At 69.4% G+C, this 14,597-nt stretch carries 16 protein-coding genes and 1 tRNA gene; 9 read left to right on the top strand and 8 right to left on the bottom strand.

Translation table 11 applies throughout. The annotated features are described in order from the left end of the window. Positions 1 to 23 precede the first annotated feature (23 nt). From PKE84_RS18405 to PKE84_RS18395, 3 genes are all read right to left on the bottom strand, one after another. Positions 24 to 860, bottom strand: coding sequence for a DUF3097 domain-containing protein (locus PKE84_RS18405; protein ID WP_271178695.1), 837 nt, complete (start codon positions 858 to 860; stop codon positions 24 to 26). Between the two features lie 139 nt (positions 861 to 999). Next, positions 1,000 to 1,290 carry a DUF6504 family protein gene (locus PKE84_RS18400; protein ID WP_271178694.1) on the bottom strand — a complete coding sequence of 97 codons (291 nt, stop codon included), beginning with the start codon at positions 1,288 to 1,290 and terminating at the stop codon, positions 1,000 to 1,002. Positions 1,291 to 1,406: 116 nt separating this feature from the next. Then, positions 1,407 to 2,018 carry a TetR/AcrR family transcriptional regulator C-terminal domain-containing protein gene (locus PKE84_RS18395; RefSeq protein ID WP_271178693.1) on the bottom strand — a complete coding sequence of 204 codons (612 nt, stop codon included), beginning with the start codon at positions 2,016 to 2,018 and terminating at the stop codon, positions 1,407 to 1,409. Between the two features lie 80 nt (positions 2,019 to 2,098). Between PKE84_RS18395 and PKE84_RS18390 the strand changes: the two genes are divergently transcribed. The 3 genes from PKE84_RS18390 (at position 2,099) to PKE84_RS18380 (ending at position 3,952) form a co-directional block, all read left to right on the top strand. Beyond that, positions 2,099 to 3,058, top strand: a complete 960-nt coding sequence (locus tag PKE84_RS18390; protein WP_271178692.1) for a quinone oxidoreductase family protein — start codon at positions 2,099 to 2,101, stop codon at positions 3,056 to 3,058. Between the two features lie 17 nt (positions 3,059 to 3,075). Beyond that, positions 3,076 to 3,306 carry a hypothetical protein gene (locus PKE84_RS18385; RefSeq protein ID WP_271178691.1) on the top strand — a complete coding sequence of 77 codons (231 nt, stop codon included), beginning with the start codon at positions 3,076 to 3,078 and terminating at the stop codon, positions 3,304 to 3,306. An 88-nt stretch (positions 3,307 to 3,394) separates the two neighbouring features. After that, entirely contained in the window at positions 3,395 to 3,952 is a 558-nt protein-coding gene (locus tag PKE84_RS18380) for a DUF1707 SHOCT-like domain-containing protein (protein WP_271178690.1), read from the top strand. Positions 3,953 to 4,009: 57 nt separating this feature from the next. Here the strand turns inward: PKE84_RS18380 and PKE84_RS18375 are convergent, their stop codons facing one another. The 4 genes from PKE84_RS18375 to PKE84_RS18360 all read right to left on the bottom strand — a co-directional run bounded on the left by PKE84_RS18375 (position 4,010) and on the right by PKE84_RS18360 (position 7,264). Beyond that, the gene (locus PKE84_RS18375; protein WP_271178689.1) at positions 4,010 to 5,101 is read right to left on the bottom strand and encodes a VIT1/CCC1 transporter family protein; all 1,092 of its coding nucleotides are present in this window, start codon (positions 5,099 to 5,101) and stop codon (positions 4,010 to 4,012) included. 14 nt (positions 5,102 to 5,115) lie between these two features. Beyond that, entirely contained in the window at positions 5,116 to 6,114 is a 999-nt protein-coding gene (locus PKE84_RS18370) for a helix-turn-helix transcriptional regulator (protein WP_271178688.1), read from the bottom strand. A 53-nt stretch (positions 6,115 to 6,167) separates the two neighbouring features. Beyond that, complete coding sequence (locus tag PKE84_RS18365; protein WP_271178687.1) at positions 6,168 to 7,118, bottom strand: cation diffusion facilitator family transporter; 951 nt, start codon at positions 7,116 to 7,118, stop codon at positions 6,168 to 6,170. A gap of 61 nt (positions 7,119 to 7,179) precedes the next feature. After that, positions 7,180 to 7,264: transfer RNA gene (locus PKE84_RS18360), tRNA-Leu, on the bottom strand. Positions 7,265 to 7,365: 101 nt separating this feature from the next. Between PKE84_RS18360 and PKE84_RS18355 the strand changes: the two genes are divergently transcribed. The 3 genes from PKE84_RS18355 to mshC are packed head-to-tail and all read left to right on the top strand — an operon-like array spanning position 7,366 to position 10,836. Further along, a complete protein-coding gene (locus PKE84_RS18355) occupies positions 7,366 to 8,679 on the top strand; it encodes a M20/M25/M40 family metallo-hydrolase (protein ID WP_271178686.1) in 1,314 nt (437 codons plus the stop codon). 39 nt (positions 8,680 to 8,718) lie between these two features. After that, positions 8,719 to 9,582, top strand: coding sequence for an undecaprenyl-diphosphate phosphatase (locus PKE84_RS18350; protein WP_271178685.1), 864 nt, complete (start codon positions 8,719 to 8,721; stop codon positions 9,580 to 9,582). Positions 9,583 to 9,588: 6 nt separating this feature from the next. Continuing rightward, entirely contained in the window at positions 9,589 to 10,836 is a 1,248-nt protein-coding gene (gene mshC / locus PKE84_RS18345; protein WP_271178684.1) for a cysteine--1-D-myo-inosityl 2-amino-2-deoxy-alpha-D-glucopyranoside ligase, read from the top strand. A gap of 30 nt (positions 10,837 to 10,866) precedes the next feature. Here the strand turns inward: mshC and PKE84_RS18340 are convergent, their stop codons facing one another. Beyond that, complete coding sequence (locus tag PKE84_RS18340) at positions 10,867 to 11,808, bottom strand: proteasome assembly chaperone family protein (RefSeq protein WP_271178683.1); 942 nt, start codon at positions 11,806 to 11,808, stop codon at positions 10,867 to 10,869. An 89-nt stretch (positions 11,809 to 11,897) separates the two neighbouring features. Between PKE84_RS18340 and PKE84_RS18335 the strand changes: the two genes are divergently transcribed. Genes PKE84_RS18335 through PKE84_RS18325 form a run of 3 tightly spaced genes read left to right on the top strand, consistent with a single transcriptional unit; the run spans position 11,898 to position 14,586 of the window. Continuing rightward, on the top strand, positions 11,898 to 12,584 hold the full coding sequence (locus PKE84_RS18335) for an HAD family hydrolase (protein WP_271178682.1): 687 nt from the start codon (positions 11,898 to 11,900) through the stop codon (positions 12,582 to 12,584). Beyond that, positions 12,581 to 13,606, top strand: coding sequence for a tRNA (adenine-N1)-methyltransferase (locus PKE84_RS18330; RefSeq protein WP_271178681.1), 1,026 nt, complete (start codon positions 12,581 to 12,583; stop codon positions 13,604 to 13,606). The genes PKE84_RS18335 and PKE84_RS18330 overlap by 4 nt, the downstream gene beginning before the upstream one ends. 59 nt (positions 13,607 to 13,665) lie before the next feature. Continuing rightward, positions 13,666 to 14,586: an FKBP-type peptidyl-prolyl cis-trans isomerase gene (locus PKE84_RS18325; RefSeq protein ID WP_271178680.1), complete on the top strand. Its 921-nt coding sequence runs from the start codon at positions 13,666 to 13,668 to the stop codon at positions 14,584 to 14,586. The last annotated feature ends 11 nt before the right edge of the window (positions 14,587 to 14,597 follow it).

Here is a 14,597-nt window from a genome sequence, read left to right as displayed (position 1 = left end):
CAAAAAGGCACCCGTTCGAGTTGTTACGGCTCTGTCACGAAGTCGATCAGCTGCTCGACCCGGCCCAGCAGCTCCGGCTCGAGATCGGCGTAACTGCGTACCGTTCCGAGGATGCGCTTCCAGGCTCTGGCGACGTCGGCCTGCGTCTCATGGGGGAGACCGAGCGCCTCGCAGATCCCGTGTTTCCAGGGGATCGAGCGGGGGATGGCCGGCCACGACCGGAGCCCGACGCGCTCCGGTTTGACCGCCTGCCAGATGTCGATGTACGGATGCCCGACCACCATGACATGGGCACCGAACGGCCCGCGCGCCACGGTTGCTGCGATTCTGCTCTCTTTCGAACCCGGGACGAGATGATCGACCAGAACGCCGATCCTGCGGCTGCGATCGGGTGCGAACTCGCGGACGATCGCGTCGAGGTCGTCGACGCCCTCGAGGTATTCGACGACGACGCCTTCGACGCGCAGGTCGTCGCCCCACACGCGCTCGACGAGCTCGGCGTCGTGCTTGCCCTCCACGAAGATGCGGCTCGCGCGCGCGGTCCGCGCACGCTGGTCGTCGACCGCGAACGATCCGGATGCGGTGCGCGCCCTGGCGCCGCCGCTCTGCTTGGGGACGACCAGCGTCACCGGCTCGCCGTCGATGAGGAAGCTGCCGCTGAGCGGGAAGACGCGCTTCTTGCCGAAGTAGTCTTCGAGTTCGACGGTCTGGGTCTCGATGCGGGTCACTGCGCCGCAGAAGCCGCTGGCGGCGTCCTCGACCACGAGGTCGCGGACGGCTTCGACGGAGGGCACGGGCTTTCGGCCGGCATTCTTCCAATCGGTCGCCAGCACATCGGATCCATAGCGGTCGTACGTCACCCCGTGAGAGTAGTCCGCCGCGCAGATCGGGCGGGGGAGGCACGCGGCGGACGGCGGCCGCTGTGCATCCGGAGCAGAACGGCGTCCGGGGCGCGGAATCGCATCCAGCACACACGGGACGGGCATCCGGAACGCGCGCTCAGTCGAAGATGCGCACCAGTCGCCAGGTTCGCCGGTCGTCGTCGTGCTTTACGTCGAAGACATGGGCACGCCCCTCGTCGTCGGTGGCCTGGAAGCGCCAGCCGCCGATCTCGCGGGGGAGTGCGCCGATGCCGTAGCGGTTCTCGCCGAACGGGCGCCACCACCGGCAGACGTCGGCCCAGACGGTGGGGGTGTCGCTCACGCGGTACCGGGTCGCACGCCACACCAATCGGGTCGGGATGCCGTCCTCCGTCGTCCACACCGCGACGGTCTCGTCGATCTCCGCCATTGTCCTCACCTCGTCGACTCGAACGTATGTTCGAATCCGAGTGTAGATCCAACCACTGTCGCGCGCATAGCGATCCGGCGTCGCGAAGGTCGAGGCAGCGTCGAGATGCCGGTGACTCAGGCGTGCGGTGGAAGGCCCAGCAGGAGCCGTGCGGTGTCCTGGTAGAGGTCGTCCGAGGTGCGACCGTCGTGGAAGTACTCGCCGATGGCACGGGTCATGACGGGGAATCGCCCGAGGAGTTCCTCGAGATCGGGGGGCTGCTGCGATTCGTCCGTCGGCGCCTGCTCTTCGAGCACGTAGCCGACCGTGAGGCGCTCACCGGCGAGCACGAGGAGCCGCGCCCTCTGCAGCTCGATCCCGTGGTCGACGAGGGTGGACATGGCCGACTCCGAGAAGTCGGCGCGACGCAACGAAAGGCGGGCACCGGAGACGATCCGGGCGCCGTCGCGGCGGCGGAGCATCGCCCTCCGCAGCTCGGTCAGGGCGGTCAGCAGCCATTCCGACCACTCGCCGTCGGGTCCGGGTGCGGGGATCGCCGCGATGGCGTCGTCCATGATGGCGTCGGCCAGGGCGTCGAGGAGTTCGGCCTTGCTGCCGATATGCCAGTAGAGCGTGGGCGCCTGCACGCCGAGGCGGCCGGCGAGGGTGCGGAGACTGAGGGATTCGAGACCCTTGTCGTCGAGCAGACTCAGGGCCTCGTCGACGACCTGCTGCCGGTCCAACGCCATGAGTCCTCCTTGCACGATCGCTCTTACAGTGTTAGAAATACCCTAGCGCTCTAACACTGTAAGAGAGAAGGCGAAAGACCGTGAAGGCAGCAGTCGTGGACCGCGCGGGAGCCGTTCCGCGCTTCCAGGACTTTCCCGACCCTGAGGTCGGAGAAGGTCAGGTGCTGGTGACCGTCGAGGCGGTCGCGGTGGAGAACGTGGATCGCGCGATCGTCGCCGGCACCCACTACACGTCCGCGCCGTTCCAGGCGGCGCTGCCGGCGATCCCGTGCTTCGACGGCATCGGCCGCCTGCCCGACGGAACCGTCGTCGGGTTCGGCGGCGTCACGCCGCCGTACGGAACGCTCGCGCAGTATGCGGCGGTGCCCGCCACCCACACGGCGCCGATCCCGGAGGGGATCGGCGCGCCGATCGCGGCGGCGCTGTCCTCCGCGATCAGCGCCATGAGCATGCGCACCGCTGGCGGTCTCAGCTCGGGTGAGACCGTGCTGGTGCAAGGCGCGACCGGCGTGGCCGGGCGACTGGCCGTTCAGATCGCGCGGCTCCTCGGCGCCGGACGCATCGTGGCCACGGGACGCGACGAGGAGGCCCTCCGGCAGCTGTCGGCGCTCGGCGCTGACGCCGTGATCAACACCGCCGTCGACGACGCCGAACTGGTGCAGGCGTTCCGGGACCACGCCGGCGACGGGTACGACGTGGTCATCGATTACCTCTGGGGTCGACCCACCGAGCTGCTGACCCGCGCGCTGATCCCCGGCAGCTTCGCCATGCCAGAGCGCACCCGCCTCGTGCAGATCGGCGAGTCCGCCGGCCCTGCGATCAGCCTCACCGGTGACGCCCTGCGCACCTCGGGCCTGGAGATCTACGGTGCCGCCCGCAACCTGGCCTCCGGTATGGCTGCCGCCTACCAGCAGGTCGTCGACTGGCTGCGCAGCGGCGAGCTCGCCATCGACGTCACCACCATGCCCCTCAGTGAGATCGAGTCGGCATGGACCCGCACCGATCTCCGGGGCACCCGCCTCGTCATCGTCCCCGATTGATCCCGACAGGAGAACCCATGAACACCCTCGCATCCACCCTGCACGATGCCACCCACAGCGTCCCCGGAGTGCCGGCGCACAGCGACGCACCCGCGGCCAATCAGCCGCATCGCAATCGGGTGAGGGCCGGTCAGGGCAACCGGGGTCCGCGCCTGCAGAACAACAGCCGGCGCCACCACACCCCGCCGCGTATCCTCATCTCCTGGCAGAACTGGATCGGCCGGCTCGTCGGGCGCGGCGACCGCTGATCAGGGGCGACAACAGCGTCTCGAGACGTCCCAAGAGCCCCATTCCGCACCTCTCGCGCGGTGTGACGGCTGCTGCCATACTGACGGAATGACCGACTATTCGGACTCGTCCGGTGCATTCCGCCTCAGCAATGCAGAGCGCGATCGTGCTGTCGCCGCCCTCCAGTCGCACGCCGCAGACGGCCGGCTGACCGAGGATGAGGTCCAGGCTCGCGTCCAGTCCGCCCGCACCGCCGTGACCCGCGGCGACCTCGCGCCGCTGTTCGCCGATCTGCCCCGCTTCGTCGCATTCGACGACGCCGCTCCGTCGGCCGCGGCGCCGCCCGGAGCAGTGCCGCCTGGAGCAGCGCAGCCCGGATCGGCCGCGTCGTTCGGTCCACCCGCCGCGTACGGCTCCGCCGACGGCTACGGCACCCGCGACGGCTACGGTCCCGGTCGCGTCTCGGACGGCCGCCCGTTCGGTCGCAACGGCTACGTGATCGTCTCGATCGTGCCGTTCATCGCGCTCATCCTGTTCTTCTTGACGAGCTGGATCTGGGGTTTCGCCTACAGCTGGCTGTGGTTCCTGCTCATCCCGATCGTCGGCGTGATCGTCTACGGCAGCGGCTACGAAGGCCGCGAGCGGGACCGCAACCGCAACCGGTAGCACGGGCGTCCGGCGCAGCACCCGACGGCCGGTCCGACTGCCCGAGCGTCGCGCCGGCTACCCGAGCGTCGCGCCGAACAGCAGGCCGAGGAGGTACGTCGCCGCTGCAGCGCCGTACCCGATCGCGAGCTGACGCAGGGCGCGCTTGAGCGGGGAGGCGCCGGAGAGCAGACCGACGACCGCACCGGTGCCGAGCAGCACGATGCCCACGAGCACCGCCGCGACGATGACCGCCGTCGTGCCCTGCAGCCCGAACAGATACGGGATGATCGGGATGAGCGCGCCCGACGCGAAGAAGCAGAAGCTCGAGACGGCCGCGCTCCAGCCGTTGCCGACGGACTCGTGCTCGTCCACCTCGACGGCGTCCGCATCCGGTTCGACGTTGTAGGTCGCGAGCCCGCTCAGCACCTCGGCTGCGTGGGTCGTGGCGTCCTCCGGACTCATTCCGCGGGCGCGGTACACGAGCGTGAGTTCGTTGGCGTCGACATCGAGATCCGGCAGCACGGTGCGTGCGGCCGGGTTCGGGGTGGATGCCTCGAGCAGTTCGCGCTGGGAGCGCACCGAGACGTACTCGCCGGCTCCCATCGACAGCGCGCCCGCGAGCAGACCGGAGATGCCGGTCAGCAGCACCACGTGATTCGGCACTCCGCTGGCGCTGATGCCGAGCACGAGCGCGAGGTTGCTCACCAGCCCGTCGTTGGCGCCGAACACCGCCGCGCGGAAGGTGCCGGAGAGCCGCTGACGCCCGCGGGCCGCGAGCGCGCGCACGACCTCTTCGTGGATCTGCTCGTCGGCGGCCATCTGCGGCGTCGCGTCGACATCCGCGCCGTACGGCGATCGCGCCTCGGCGCGTTGTGCGAGCGCGAGCACGAACACGGAGCCGAAGCGCCGCGCGAGGAAGCCGAGCACGCGCGTGCGCAGGTCGCCGCGCAGGGGTTTGCCCACCCGGTCGCCGAGCAGGTCGAGCCAGTGCTGTTCGTGCCGGCGTTCGGCTTCGGCGAGCGCGAGGAGGATCTCCCGCTCCTCGCCGGTCCGCCGTCCGGCCAGGTCGCGGTAGACGGAGGCCTCGGCCCGTTCGTCCGCGAGGTATCGGCGCCAGCGGCGCACGTCGGCGGGACTGGGCTCTCGCCGGGCAATGTCGTTGGTCATAACGGTGGAACAGTCTATGCGTCGTGGATGCCCGGTGCCTGTTCGCCGGTGCCTTCGGAGGCGTTCGCCGCTGCGAACCGCTCGGCCCAGACGTGCATCCGCTCCGCGACCGCGCGAGGCGAGACCGACTCGATCGGGGCGTCGACGGCGCCGAGGCCGTAGAGCGCCCAGTCGGCATTGTCCGCCGTCATCCGGATGCGCGTGCGCGTGTCGTCGACGGGCTCGGTGGTCGCCCAGGGGCCGATCGTGGCCTGCACATCCGCCAGTGGTGCGCGCACGATCGCGACGACGTTCAGCGGGGTCGGCGCGACGCCACCGAGCGAGGCGCGAACGAACGCGGCGGCGTCGTCGGCCGGCAGGTCACGCGGACGGAAACGCGAGCCCGTCGCCCGGGGGCCGGAAAGCCGGTCGAGGCGGAAGCTGCGCCAGTCGAAGCGGGTCAGGTCGTAGGCGACCAGGTACCAGCGGCGCCCGACCGAGACGAGCCGGTGCGGTTCGACGCGACGGTCGGTGCGCTCACCGTCGCGGGCGGTGTACACGAAGTCGAGCCGCTCCTCGTCGCGGCAGGCCTGCGCGATGGTGGTGAGCACCTCGGCGTCGACGCTGGGGCCGGGGCGCAGGGAACCGGCGACCGTCGCGGAACGCAGCGCCTCGACGCGGCGGCGCAGCCGGGGAGGCATGACCTGCACGACCTTGGTGAGCGCGCGCACCGACGCGTCTTCGATACCGGCGATGCCGCTCTGCGCAGCGGTCCGCAGCCCGACGGCGAGAGCCACCGCCTCCTCGTCGTCGACGACGAGCGGCGGGAGCGAGGCGCCGGCGGCGAGCTGGTACCCGCCGTCGACACCGCGGGTGGCGTCGACCGGATAGCCGAGCTCGCGCAGCCGGTCGACATCGCGGCGCAGGGTCCTCACCGAGACCTCGAGCCGTGCGGCGAGAACGCTTCCGGGCCAGTACCGCTGCGTCTGAAGGAGCGAGAGCAGCTGGAGGGTGCGTGAACCGGTCGTCGCCATGCGACCCAGTCTGCCGCGGATTGCGGACGGTTACTGACCGCAATCCGCGGACGTCAGCCGGCGGTCGTCTCCTGCAGTGCTGTCGCCCCCGGGCGCGACAGCGTCAGCACCGCCTCCGTGATGTACGGGCTCTCCTCGAGCGCCGCCTCGACCGCCATCAGATCGGAGGCGACATCGGACTCGGGATCGTTGCCGATCAGATCGACGGCGGCGACCAGGTAGAAGCGCTCGGGCCCGACGTACTCCAGATGCAGGTATGTCACCTTCTCGACCTCAGGATGCTCGAGCAATGCCGAGAGGAAGATCTGATTCACCCGCTCCGAGCCCGGCTCCCCGAGCAAGAACCGCCGGTTGCGGTCGATCAGGATGATGGCGACGATCGCCAGCAGCACGCCGACCAGGATCGACCCGATCGCGTCGAAGACCGCGTTGCCGGTGAGCTCGTGCAGGAGGATGCCCAAGAAGGCGATCACCAGTCCGATGAGCGCCGCCGCGTCTTCGGCGAAGACCGCACGCAGCGTCGGGTTCGACGTGCTGAGAATGTGGCCGAGGGTGCTGGTTCCCCGCTCCGACGCCTTCCCGCGCGCCTGCCGGTACGACTGTAGGAACGAGATGCCCTCGAACACGAAGGCGACCGCGAGCACGATGTAGTTGATCAGGTAGTCGCCGCCCGGCTCCTCGCTCGTCAGCTGCGACACCCCGTGCATGATCGAGACGACGGCCCCAGCGGTGAACAACCCGACCGCGGCGAACAGCGACCAGACGTACGCGTCGCGACCGTAGCCGCCCGGATGCGCGGAGTCCCGCGGCTTCGCTGAGCTGCGCTCGGCCTGCAGCAGGAAGATCTCGTTGCCGGCATCCGCCCACGAGTGCGCCGCCTCGGCGACCATCGACGCGGACCCGGTGATCACGGCAGCGAATGTCTTGGCCAGCGCGACGATCACATTGGCGCCGAACGCGATGAGAACGGTGAGGAGGCTGGAGGATCCGCGGTCGTCCGACATGCGGTTCACACTAGCCCCGAACAAACGAAGAACCCCGGTCGTGAGACCGGGGTTCTGTCTGTGTCCGAGGGGGGACTTGAACCCCCACGCCCTATACGGGCACTAGCACCTCAAGCTAGCGCGTCTGCCATTTCCGCCACCCGGACGGGTGTTTCCGGAAGCCGTTCGAACCGGCCGCCGAAGAAAGACATTAGCATGAAAACCGGTCCCGATTTCACACCGCGGTCGCGTTGATAGCGTTGACACCATGACGGATGCCCGAAACGAGACTCAGCTCGACGAGACCGCGGAGATCGCTCGCGATCTCATCCGGTTCGACACCACGAACTACGGCGAGGGGAAGTCGAACGGCGAGACGGACGCCGCCGAGTACGTGGAGGCGAAGCTGCGTGCGATCGGCCTCGAACCGCAGCTGTTCGACTCGGATCCTGGGCGCACGAGCGTCGTCGCGCGGGTCGCCGGACGGGACTCGTCCAAGCCGGGACTCGTCGTGCACGGACACCTGGATGTCGTGCCCGCCGACCCTCGCAACTGGAGCGTCGACCCGTTCGGCGGCGACATCAAGGACGGCCTGCTCTGGGGCCGCGGCGCCGTCGACATGAAGAACATGGATGCGATGATCCTGACCGCGGTCGGCGACATCCTGAGCGCGGGGAAGCAGCCGGAGCGCGACCTCGTCGTGGCGTTCTTCGCCGACGAGGAGGACGGCGGCCGGCGCGGCTCACACTACCTCGTCGACAACCACCCGGAGCTCTTCGCCGGCGCGACCGAGGCGATCAGCGAGGTCGGCGGCTATTCGATCGACCTCGACGGCCGGCGTGCCTACCTGATGCAGACGGGGGAGAAGTCGCTCGTCTGGATCAAGCTCATCGCCAGGGGCCGCGCTGCGCACGGCTCGCGGCTCATCCGGGACAACGCGATCACCCGCCTGGCGGAGGCCGTCGTCGCGATCGGGCGTCAGGACTGGCCCATCCAGCTCAGCGACACGACGACCCAGCTGCTCGCCGAGCTGTCGCGCATCCTCGACGTCGACCCGCAGCAGGTCGGGCCCGACGAACTCGTGCTCCGCACCGGGACCGCCGCGGGGTTCATCCTGGCCACGCTGCGCACCACCACCAATCCCACGATGCTCACCGCCGGCTACAAGCACAATGTGATCCCGGACACGGCAGAGGCGCTGATCGACATCCGCACCCTGCCCGGCGAGGAGGACGACGTGCTCGCGCGGGTGCGGGAGCTCGTAGGCGACGACATCGAGATCGAGATCATGCACCGCGACGTCGGACTCGAGGCGGCGTTCGACGGCCCCCTCATCGACGCGATCGTGGAGACCCTCGGAGCCCACGATCCCGGCGCTCCGGTGCTGCCGTATCTGCTCTCGGGCGGCACCGACAACAAGGCGCTCAGCAAGCTCGGCATCACCGGCTACGGGTTCGCGCCGCTGCGTCTGCCGGCCGAGCTCGACTTCCCCGGGATGTTCCACGGCGTCGACGAGCGCGTGCCACTCGACGCGCTAATCTTCGGTAGGACTGTGCTGCGCGACCTGCTGCTCAGCTACTGACGACACGACCCGACCTCCCCACGGCAGCGAAAGCGACGCATGGACTACATCAACGCCATCATCCTCGGGCTCGTGCAGGGCCTCACCGAGTTCCTCCCGATCTCGTCGAGCGCGCACATCCGGATCGTCGGGGAACTCCTCGGCACCGGGGCCGACCCCGGCGCGCGCTTCACGGCGATCATCCAGCTCGGTACCGAGGCAGCCGTCCTGCTGTACTTCTGGCGCGACATCGTCCGCATCGTCAAGGCCTGGTTCCTGGCGCTCTTCGGCCGCATCCCGCGTAACGACCCGGATGCCCGCATGGGCTGGCTCGTCATCATCGGCAGCATCCCGATCGTGGTGCTGGGGCTGCTGTTCCAGAACGCCATCGAGACCACCTTGCGGTCGCTCTGGATCGTCGCGGCGACCATGATCATCTTCGGCATCCTGCTCGGCGTCGCCGACGCCGTCGGAGCCAAGACCCGGCGGCTGAAAGACCTCACCTGGGGCCACGGCATCATCTTCGGTTTCGCCCAGGCGCTCGCGCTGATCCCCGGCGTCTCGCGTTCGGGTGGCACGATCACCGCCGGGCTGTTCATGGGGTACCAGCGCAAGGCCGCGGCGCGCTACTCGTTCCTGCTGGCGCTCCCCGCCGTCTTCGGAAGCGGCTTCTACCAGCTCTACAAGTCGATCAAGGAGCCGTGCACGCAGGCTTTGGCGGCGGCGAACACCTGCACCGTCGAGGTGTTCGGCACCGGCCCGACCATCGTGGCCACCATCGTCGCGTTCATCGTGGGCCTGCTCGTGATCGTCTTCTTCATGAGCTACATCTCGCGCCGGAGCTTCCTCCCGTTCGTCATCTACCGGCTTGCGCTCGGCGTTCTGCTGATCATCCTGCTGCTCACCGGCGTCCTCGCCGCCTAGCACCGGATGCGCACCTGGTCGCGGCCCGTCGTGCCGCACGTCGACGGCGAATCACGACCGCCGTTCCTATTCGACACCGCGACCCGGCAACTGGTCGAGGCCCGCCCCGACGACGTCGCTCGGCTCTACGTCTGCGGTGTCACGCCGTATGACGCTACCCATCTCGGTCACGCCGCCACCTACCTGGCGTTCGACACACTGCAGCGCGTGTGGCTGGATGCCGGCTACCGCGTGCACTACGCCCAGAACATCACCGACGTCGACGACCCGCTCCTCGAGCGCGCCGCGGAGACGGGTGTGGACTGGCGGGAGCTCGCCGCCGAGCAGATCGAGCTGTTCCGCGGCGACATGGAGAGCCTGGCGATCATCCCGCCCGACGACTACGTGGCCGTGACCGAAGTGATCGAGCAGATCGGGCGTGCCACGCGCATCCTGCTCGACCGGGGGATGGGCTACCGCGTCGACGACGACGTCTACTTCGACGTCCAGGCGGCTCAGGACGCCGCGCCGTGGGAGCTCGGCGAGGAGAGCAACCTCGACCGCGCGACGATGCTGGCGCTGTCGGCCGAGCGCGGGGGAGACCCCGACCGCCCGGGCAAACGGGACCCCCTCGATCCGTTGCTCTGGCGCGCGTCGCGCGACGGCGAGCCCTCGTGGCCGTCGGAGGTCGGAGACGGCAGGCCCGGCTGGCACATCGAGTGCTCGGTGATCGCCCTGATGCACCTCGGGCGCGACTTCACGGTGCAGGGCGGCGGGTCCGATCTGATCTTCCCGCATCACGAGCTGAGCGCCGGCCACGCTGCCGCGCTCAGCGGCCATCCGCTGGCCAGGGTGTACAGCCACGCGGGCATGGTCGCCTACCAGGGCGAGAAGATGAGCAAGTCTCTGGGCAACCTGGTGATGGTCTCGCGGCTCCGTGAGGGCGGCGTCGACCCGCGAGCGATCCGGCTGGCGCTGCTCGCCCACCACTACCGGTCGGACTGGGAGTGGTTCGACGGCGACATCGACGAGGCGACGCAGCGTCTGGAGCGCTGGAGCGAGCTCGCTCGCCGTGAATCCGTGGATATCACCGCCGACATTGCGCGCGTGGAAGGCGAGCTGCTCGAAGAGGTCCGCTCCGCCGTGCGCGCCGACCTCGACACTCCCACGGCGCTGATCGCGATCGACCTCTGGGTCGCGACCGCCCCGGCCGCCGTCTCACCACTGATGCTCGACGCGATCGACGCCCTGCTCGGGATCCGCCTGCGCGCCTGACGGCGATGAGACCGCTGGATCGCTAGCGCGCTAGGAGCGCCAGGGTTCGTCGGGCCGCCCGCCGGCCTGGCCGTCGCGGCCGTCTCGTCCGTCGCCGCGGCGGCGCAGGTAACGCTCGAACTCCTGCGCGATCGCCTCGCCGCTGGCCTCGGGGGAGTCGACCGTGTCGCGCGCCTGCTCCAGCTGCTGGATGTATGCGGCCATCTCTTCGTCGTCCGCCGCCAGCGCGTCGATCCCCGCCTCCCACGCTGCGGCCTCGTCGACCAGCCCGCCGCGCGGGATCGTGACGTCGACCAGCTCCTCGAGCTTGTCGATGAGGGCGAGCATCGCCTTCGGGCTCGGCGCATTGTGCACGTAGTGCGGCACCGACGCCCAGATGGTCACCGTAGGGATCCCGACGGCCTCTGCGCCCTCCGCGATCGCGCTCAGGATGCCGACGGGCCCTTCGTACGTGGAGCGCTCGATGCCCAGCTCGGTGCGGACCGCCGAGTTCTCGCTGGACGCGAAGATGGAGATGGGACGGGTGTGCGGCACATCGGCGAGCATGGCGCCGAGGAAGACGATGCCGCCGATGTCGGAGGCGAGGGCCGCGTCGAGGATCTCCGCCGTGAAGCTCTTCCAGCTGCGCGACGGCTCGGTGCCGAGCAGAAGGTAGATGTTGCCGACGTTGTCGCCGCTCACCCGGAGGTTCGCGTCGTCGGCGAGGGCGTGCGACGGATCGCCGGGATGCACCGGTCCGTAGGTGATCGCCGACGGCCAGACGAGGCGGCGCTGGCCGTCGTCGTCCGTCACCGTCGGGCGATTGAACTGGAAGTCGAAATAGAGTTCGGGGTCGACCTCGGCGATGGGCACAACGTCGAGGACGTCCTGCAACGTCTTGACGGCGCCGCTCGCCGCCTCACCCGCGTCGTTCCAGCCTTCGAACGCCACGACCAGGATGCGGCCGCCGAGGAAGTTCGTGCCCTGCGTCACAGTGGGTGTACCTCGTCCTCTCGTCGTGCGCCCGGACGGACGCCATCCATCCAGGATAGGCCCGTGGCTCACCGTTAGACTTGTGGCCCGTGACCTCTCTGACACCTCCGTCGCTGCCCGCCGCCGTTTTCTGGGACATGGACGGCACCCTCGTCGACACCGAACCGTACTGGATGGCCTCCGAGGTCGAGCTGGTCGGCTCCTTCGGCGGCACCTGGACCCACGACGACGGGCTCACCCTGGTCGGCCTGGGTCTCTGGAACTCGGCGGAGATCCTGCAGTCGCGCGGCGTCGACCTCACGCCCGACGAGATCGTGCAATGGCTGACCACGCGGGTGCAGGAGAAGCTCGACACGGATGGCGTCCCGTGGCGTCCCGGCGCCAGGGAACTGCTGGCCGAACTGCGCGAGCGGGGCATCCCGACCGCGCTGGTCACGATGTCGGTGCGCCGGATGGCCGAGCAGATCGTCGCGCACATCCCGTTCGACGCCTTCGACGTGATCGTCAGCGGCGACGAGGTCAGTCACCCGAAGCCCCACCCGCAGCCGTACCTCCGGGCCGCCGAGCTCCTGAACGTCGACCCTGCCGCATCCGTCGCCATCGAGGACTCGCTCGTCGGGCTGGCCTCCGCCGTCGCGTCGGGAGCGGTCACCATCGGTGTCCCGCACATCGTGCCGCTCCCGGAGAGCGACGAGCACACGCTGTGGACCTCGCTGGAGGGCAAGAGCGCCGACGACGTCATCGCGCTGGCCGGCGCCAGGGCGGTCGTTCGATGAGCGCCTCGGAGCTGCCGCAGAGCAGCGGACCGTTTCGTGCAGGCGACCGGGTGCAGCTCACCGGTCCGAAGGGCAAGCTGAACACGATCACGCTCGAACCGGGCAAGGTCTTCCACACGCACCGGGGGATCCTGGAGCACGACGCGATCATCGGGATCCCCGACGGCTCGGTCGTCACCAACAACGTCGGCGTCGAGCACCTCGCGCTGCGCCCGCTGCTCAACGACTTCGTCATGTCGATGCCGCGCGGCGCCGCGATCATCTACCCGAAGGACGCCGCGCAGATCCTGGCGCTGGCCGACATCTTCCCGGGTGCGTCGGTCGTCGAGGCCGGCGTCGGTTCCGGTGCCCTCTCCCTCTGGCTGCTGCGCGCGATCGGACCCGCCGGCACGCTCCGGTCGTTCGAGCGCCGCGACGAGTTCGCCGAGGTGGCACGGGCGAACGCGGCGACGTTCCTCGGACGCGACCCCGAGAACTGGTCGGTGACGGTCGGCGATCTGCAGGAGGCGCTGCCGACGGCCGTCGAGGAGCAGAGCGTCGACCGCGTCGTGCTCGACATGCTCGCGCCCTGGGAATGCCTGGATGTCGTCACCGCGGCGCTCAAGCCCGGCGGAGTGCTGCTCTGCTACATCGCCACCGTCACCCAGCTCTCCCGCGTCGCCGAGGCGATCCGCGCATCCGGTGACTACACGCATCCGCAGTCGAGCGAGACGATGGTGCGCGGCTGGCATGTCGAGGGTCTCGCCGTCCGCCCCGACCACCGGATGATCGGCCACACGGGCTTCCTCATCACGGCACGACGCCTCGCCCCCGGCACGGTGCTGCCCGAGCTCAAGCGCCGTCCGTCGAAGAGCGACTACAGCGACGACGACGTCGAGGCCTGGACCCCTGGAGCGCTCGGCGAGCGCCAGTCGAGCCCCAAGAGCCTGCGCAAGCGGGTCCGCGCGGCCGCGTCGAGCGCCGAGCTGTCCAAGGCGCGCGGGCTCGACGCGTCGTCGGAGGACGACTCCGCCATCAACTAGCATGGGAGGCCGGAGGGCGCGTCCTTCCGGTTCCCGTCGATAGCACTGAAAGAGGACTCGTGCGCAGAGCAACCGCACTCGTCGTAGCCGCTGGGCTGCTGGCCATCACACTCACGGGATGCTCGTCAGACCCGAACGCGAACTGCGACGCCGCACTCAAGCCGGGCGCGGCGTCCGCTCTGATCAGCGCGACGGGCAAGGTCGGATCCAAGCCGACGGTCACGTTCCCCACGCCGATCGACACCACCACCTCGCAGCGTTCGACGCTGGTGGAGGGCTCGGGCGAGCAGGTCATCAAGGGCCAGATGGTGGAGCTCCAGTACTCCTTCTTCGACGGGACGACGAAGCAGAGCCTCGGCGCGAGCACATACGAGGCGAACTCGCCGCAGCTCGTCGCGATCGGACAGGTGCCGATCCCCGCGCTCAACGACGGGCTCCTCTGCTCGACGGTCGGCTCGCGCCTCGCCATCGCCATGGCGCCGAAGGACACAGCTACCGAGTCCGCCTCGCAGCTGCCGAACTCGGTGGTCGCCGTCGTCGACGTCGTCAAGGCGTTCCTGCCGAAGGCGAACGGCGCTCCGCAGCCGTCGGTCTCCGGCTTCCCCACGGTGGTCCTCGCCCCGACCGGGCAGCCGGGCATCACGGTGCCCGGGAGCTCGGCACCGAAGAAGGTGCAGGCCGAGACGCTGAAGGCCGGCTCGGGTGAGACGGTCAAGAAAGACAGCACCGCCGTGCTCCACTACACCGCCGTCGGCTGGGAGAACAAGAACGTCGCACTGAGCACCTGGACCAGCGGAACGCCCGACGTCGTCCCGGTGAACACGGGCGCCTCGGTCGTGCAGCAAGGCTCCGCGCTGCCGCAGGCGATGCTCAAGCAGCTGGTGGGCAAGAAGGTCGGTTCGCAGATCGGTGTCGTGACGCCGGCCGACGGCAGCACGCCCGCTCTCGTCTGGGTCGTCGACATCCTCGGAGTGCGCTAGCCGATTAGGAT

Source organism: Leifsonia poae (assembly GCF_027921845.1).
GTDB lineage: Bacteria > Actinomycetota > Actinomycetes > Actinomycetales > Microbacteriaceae > Leifsonia > Leifsonia poae.
Note: the sequence above shows the minus strand (reverse complement) of the source record. Positions and strands in the feature narration are given on the sequence as shown.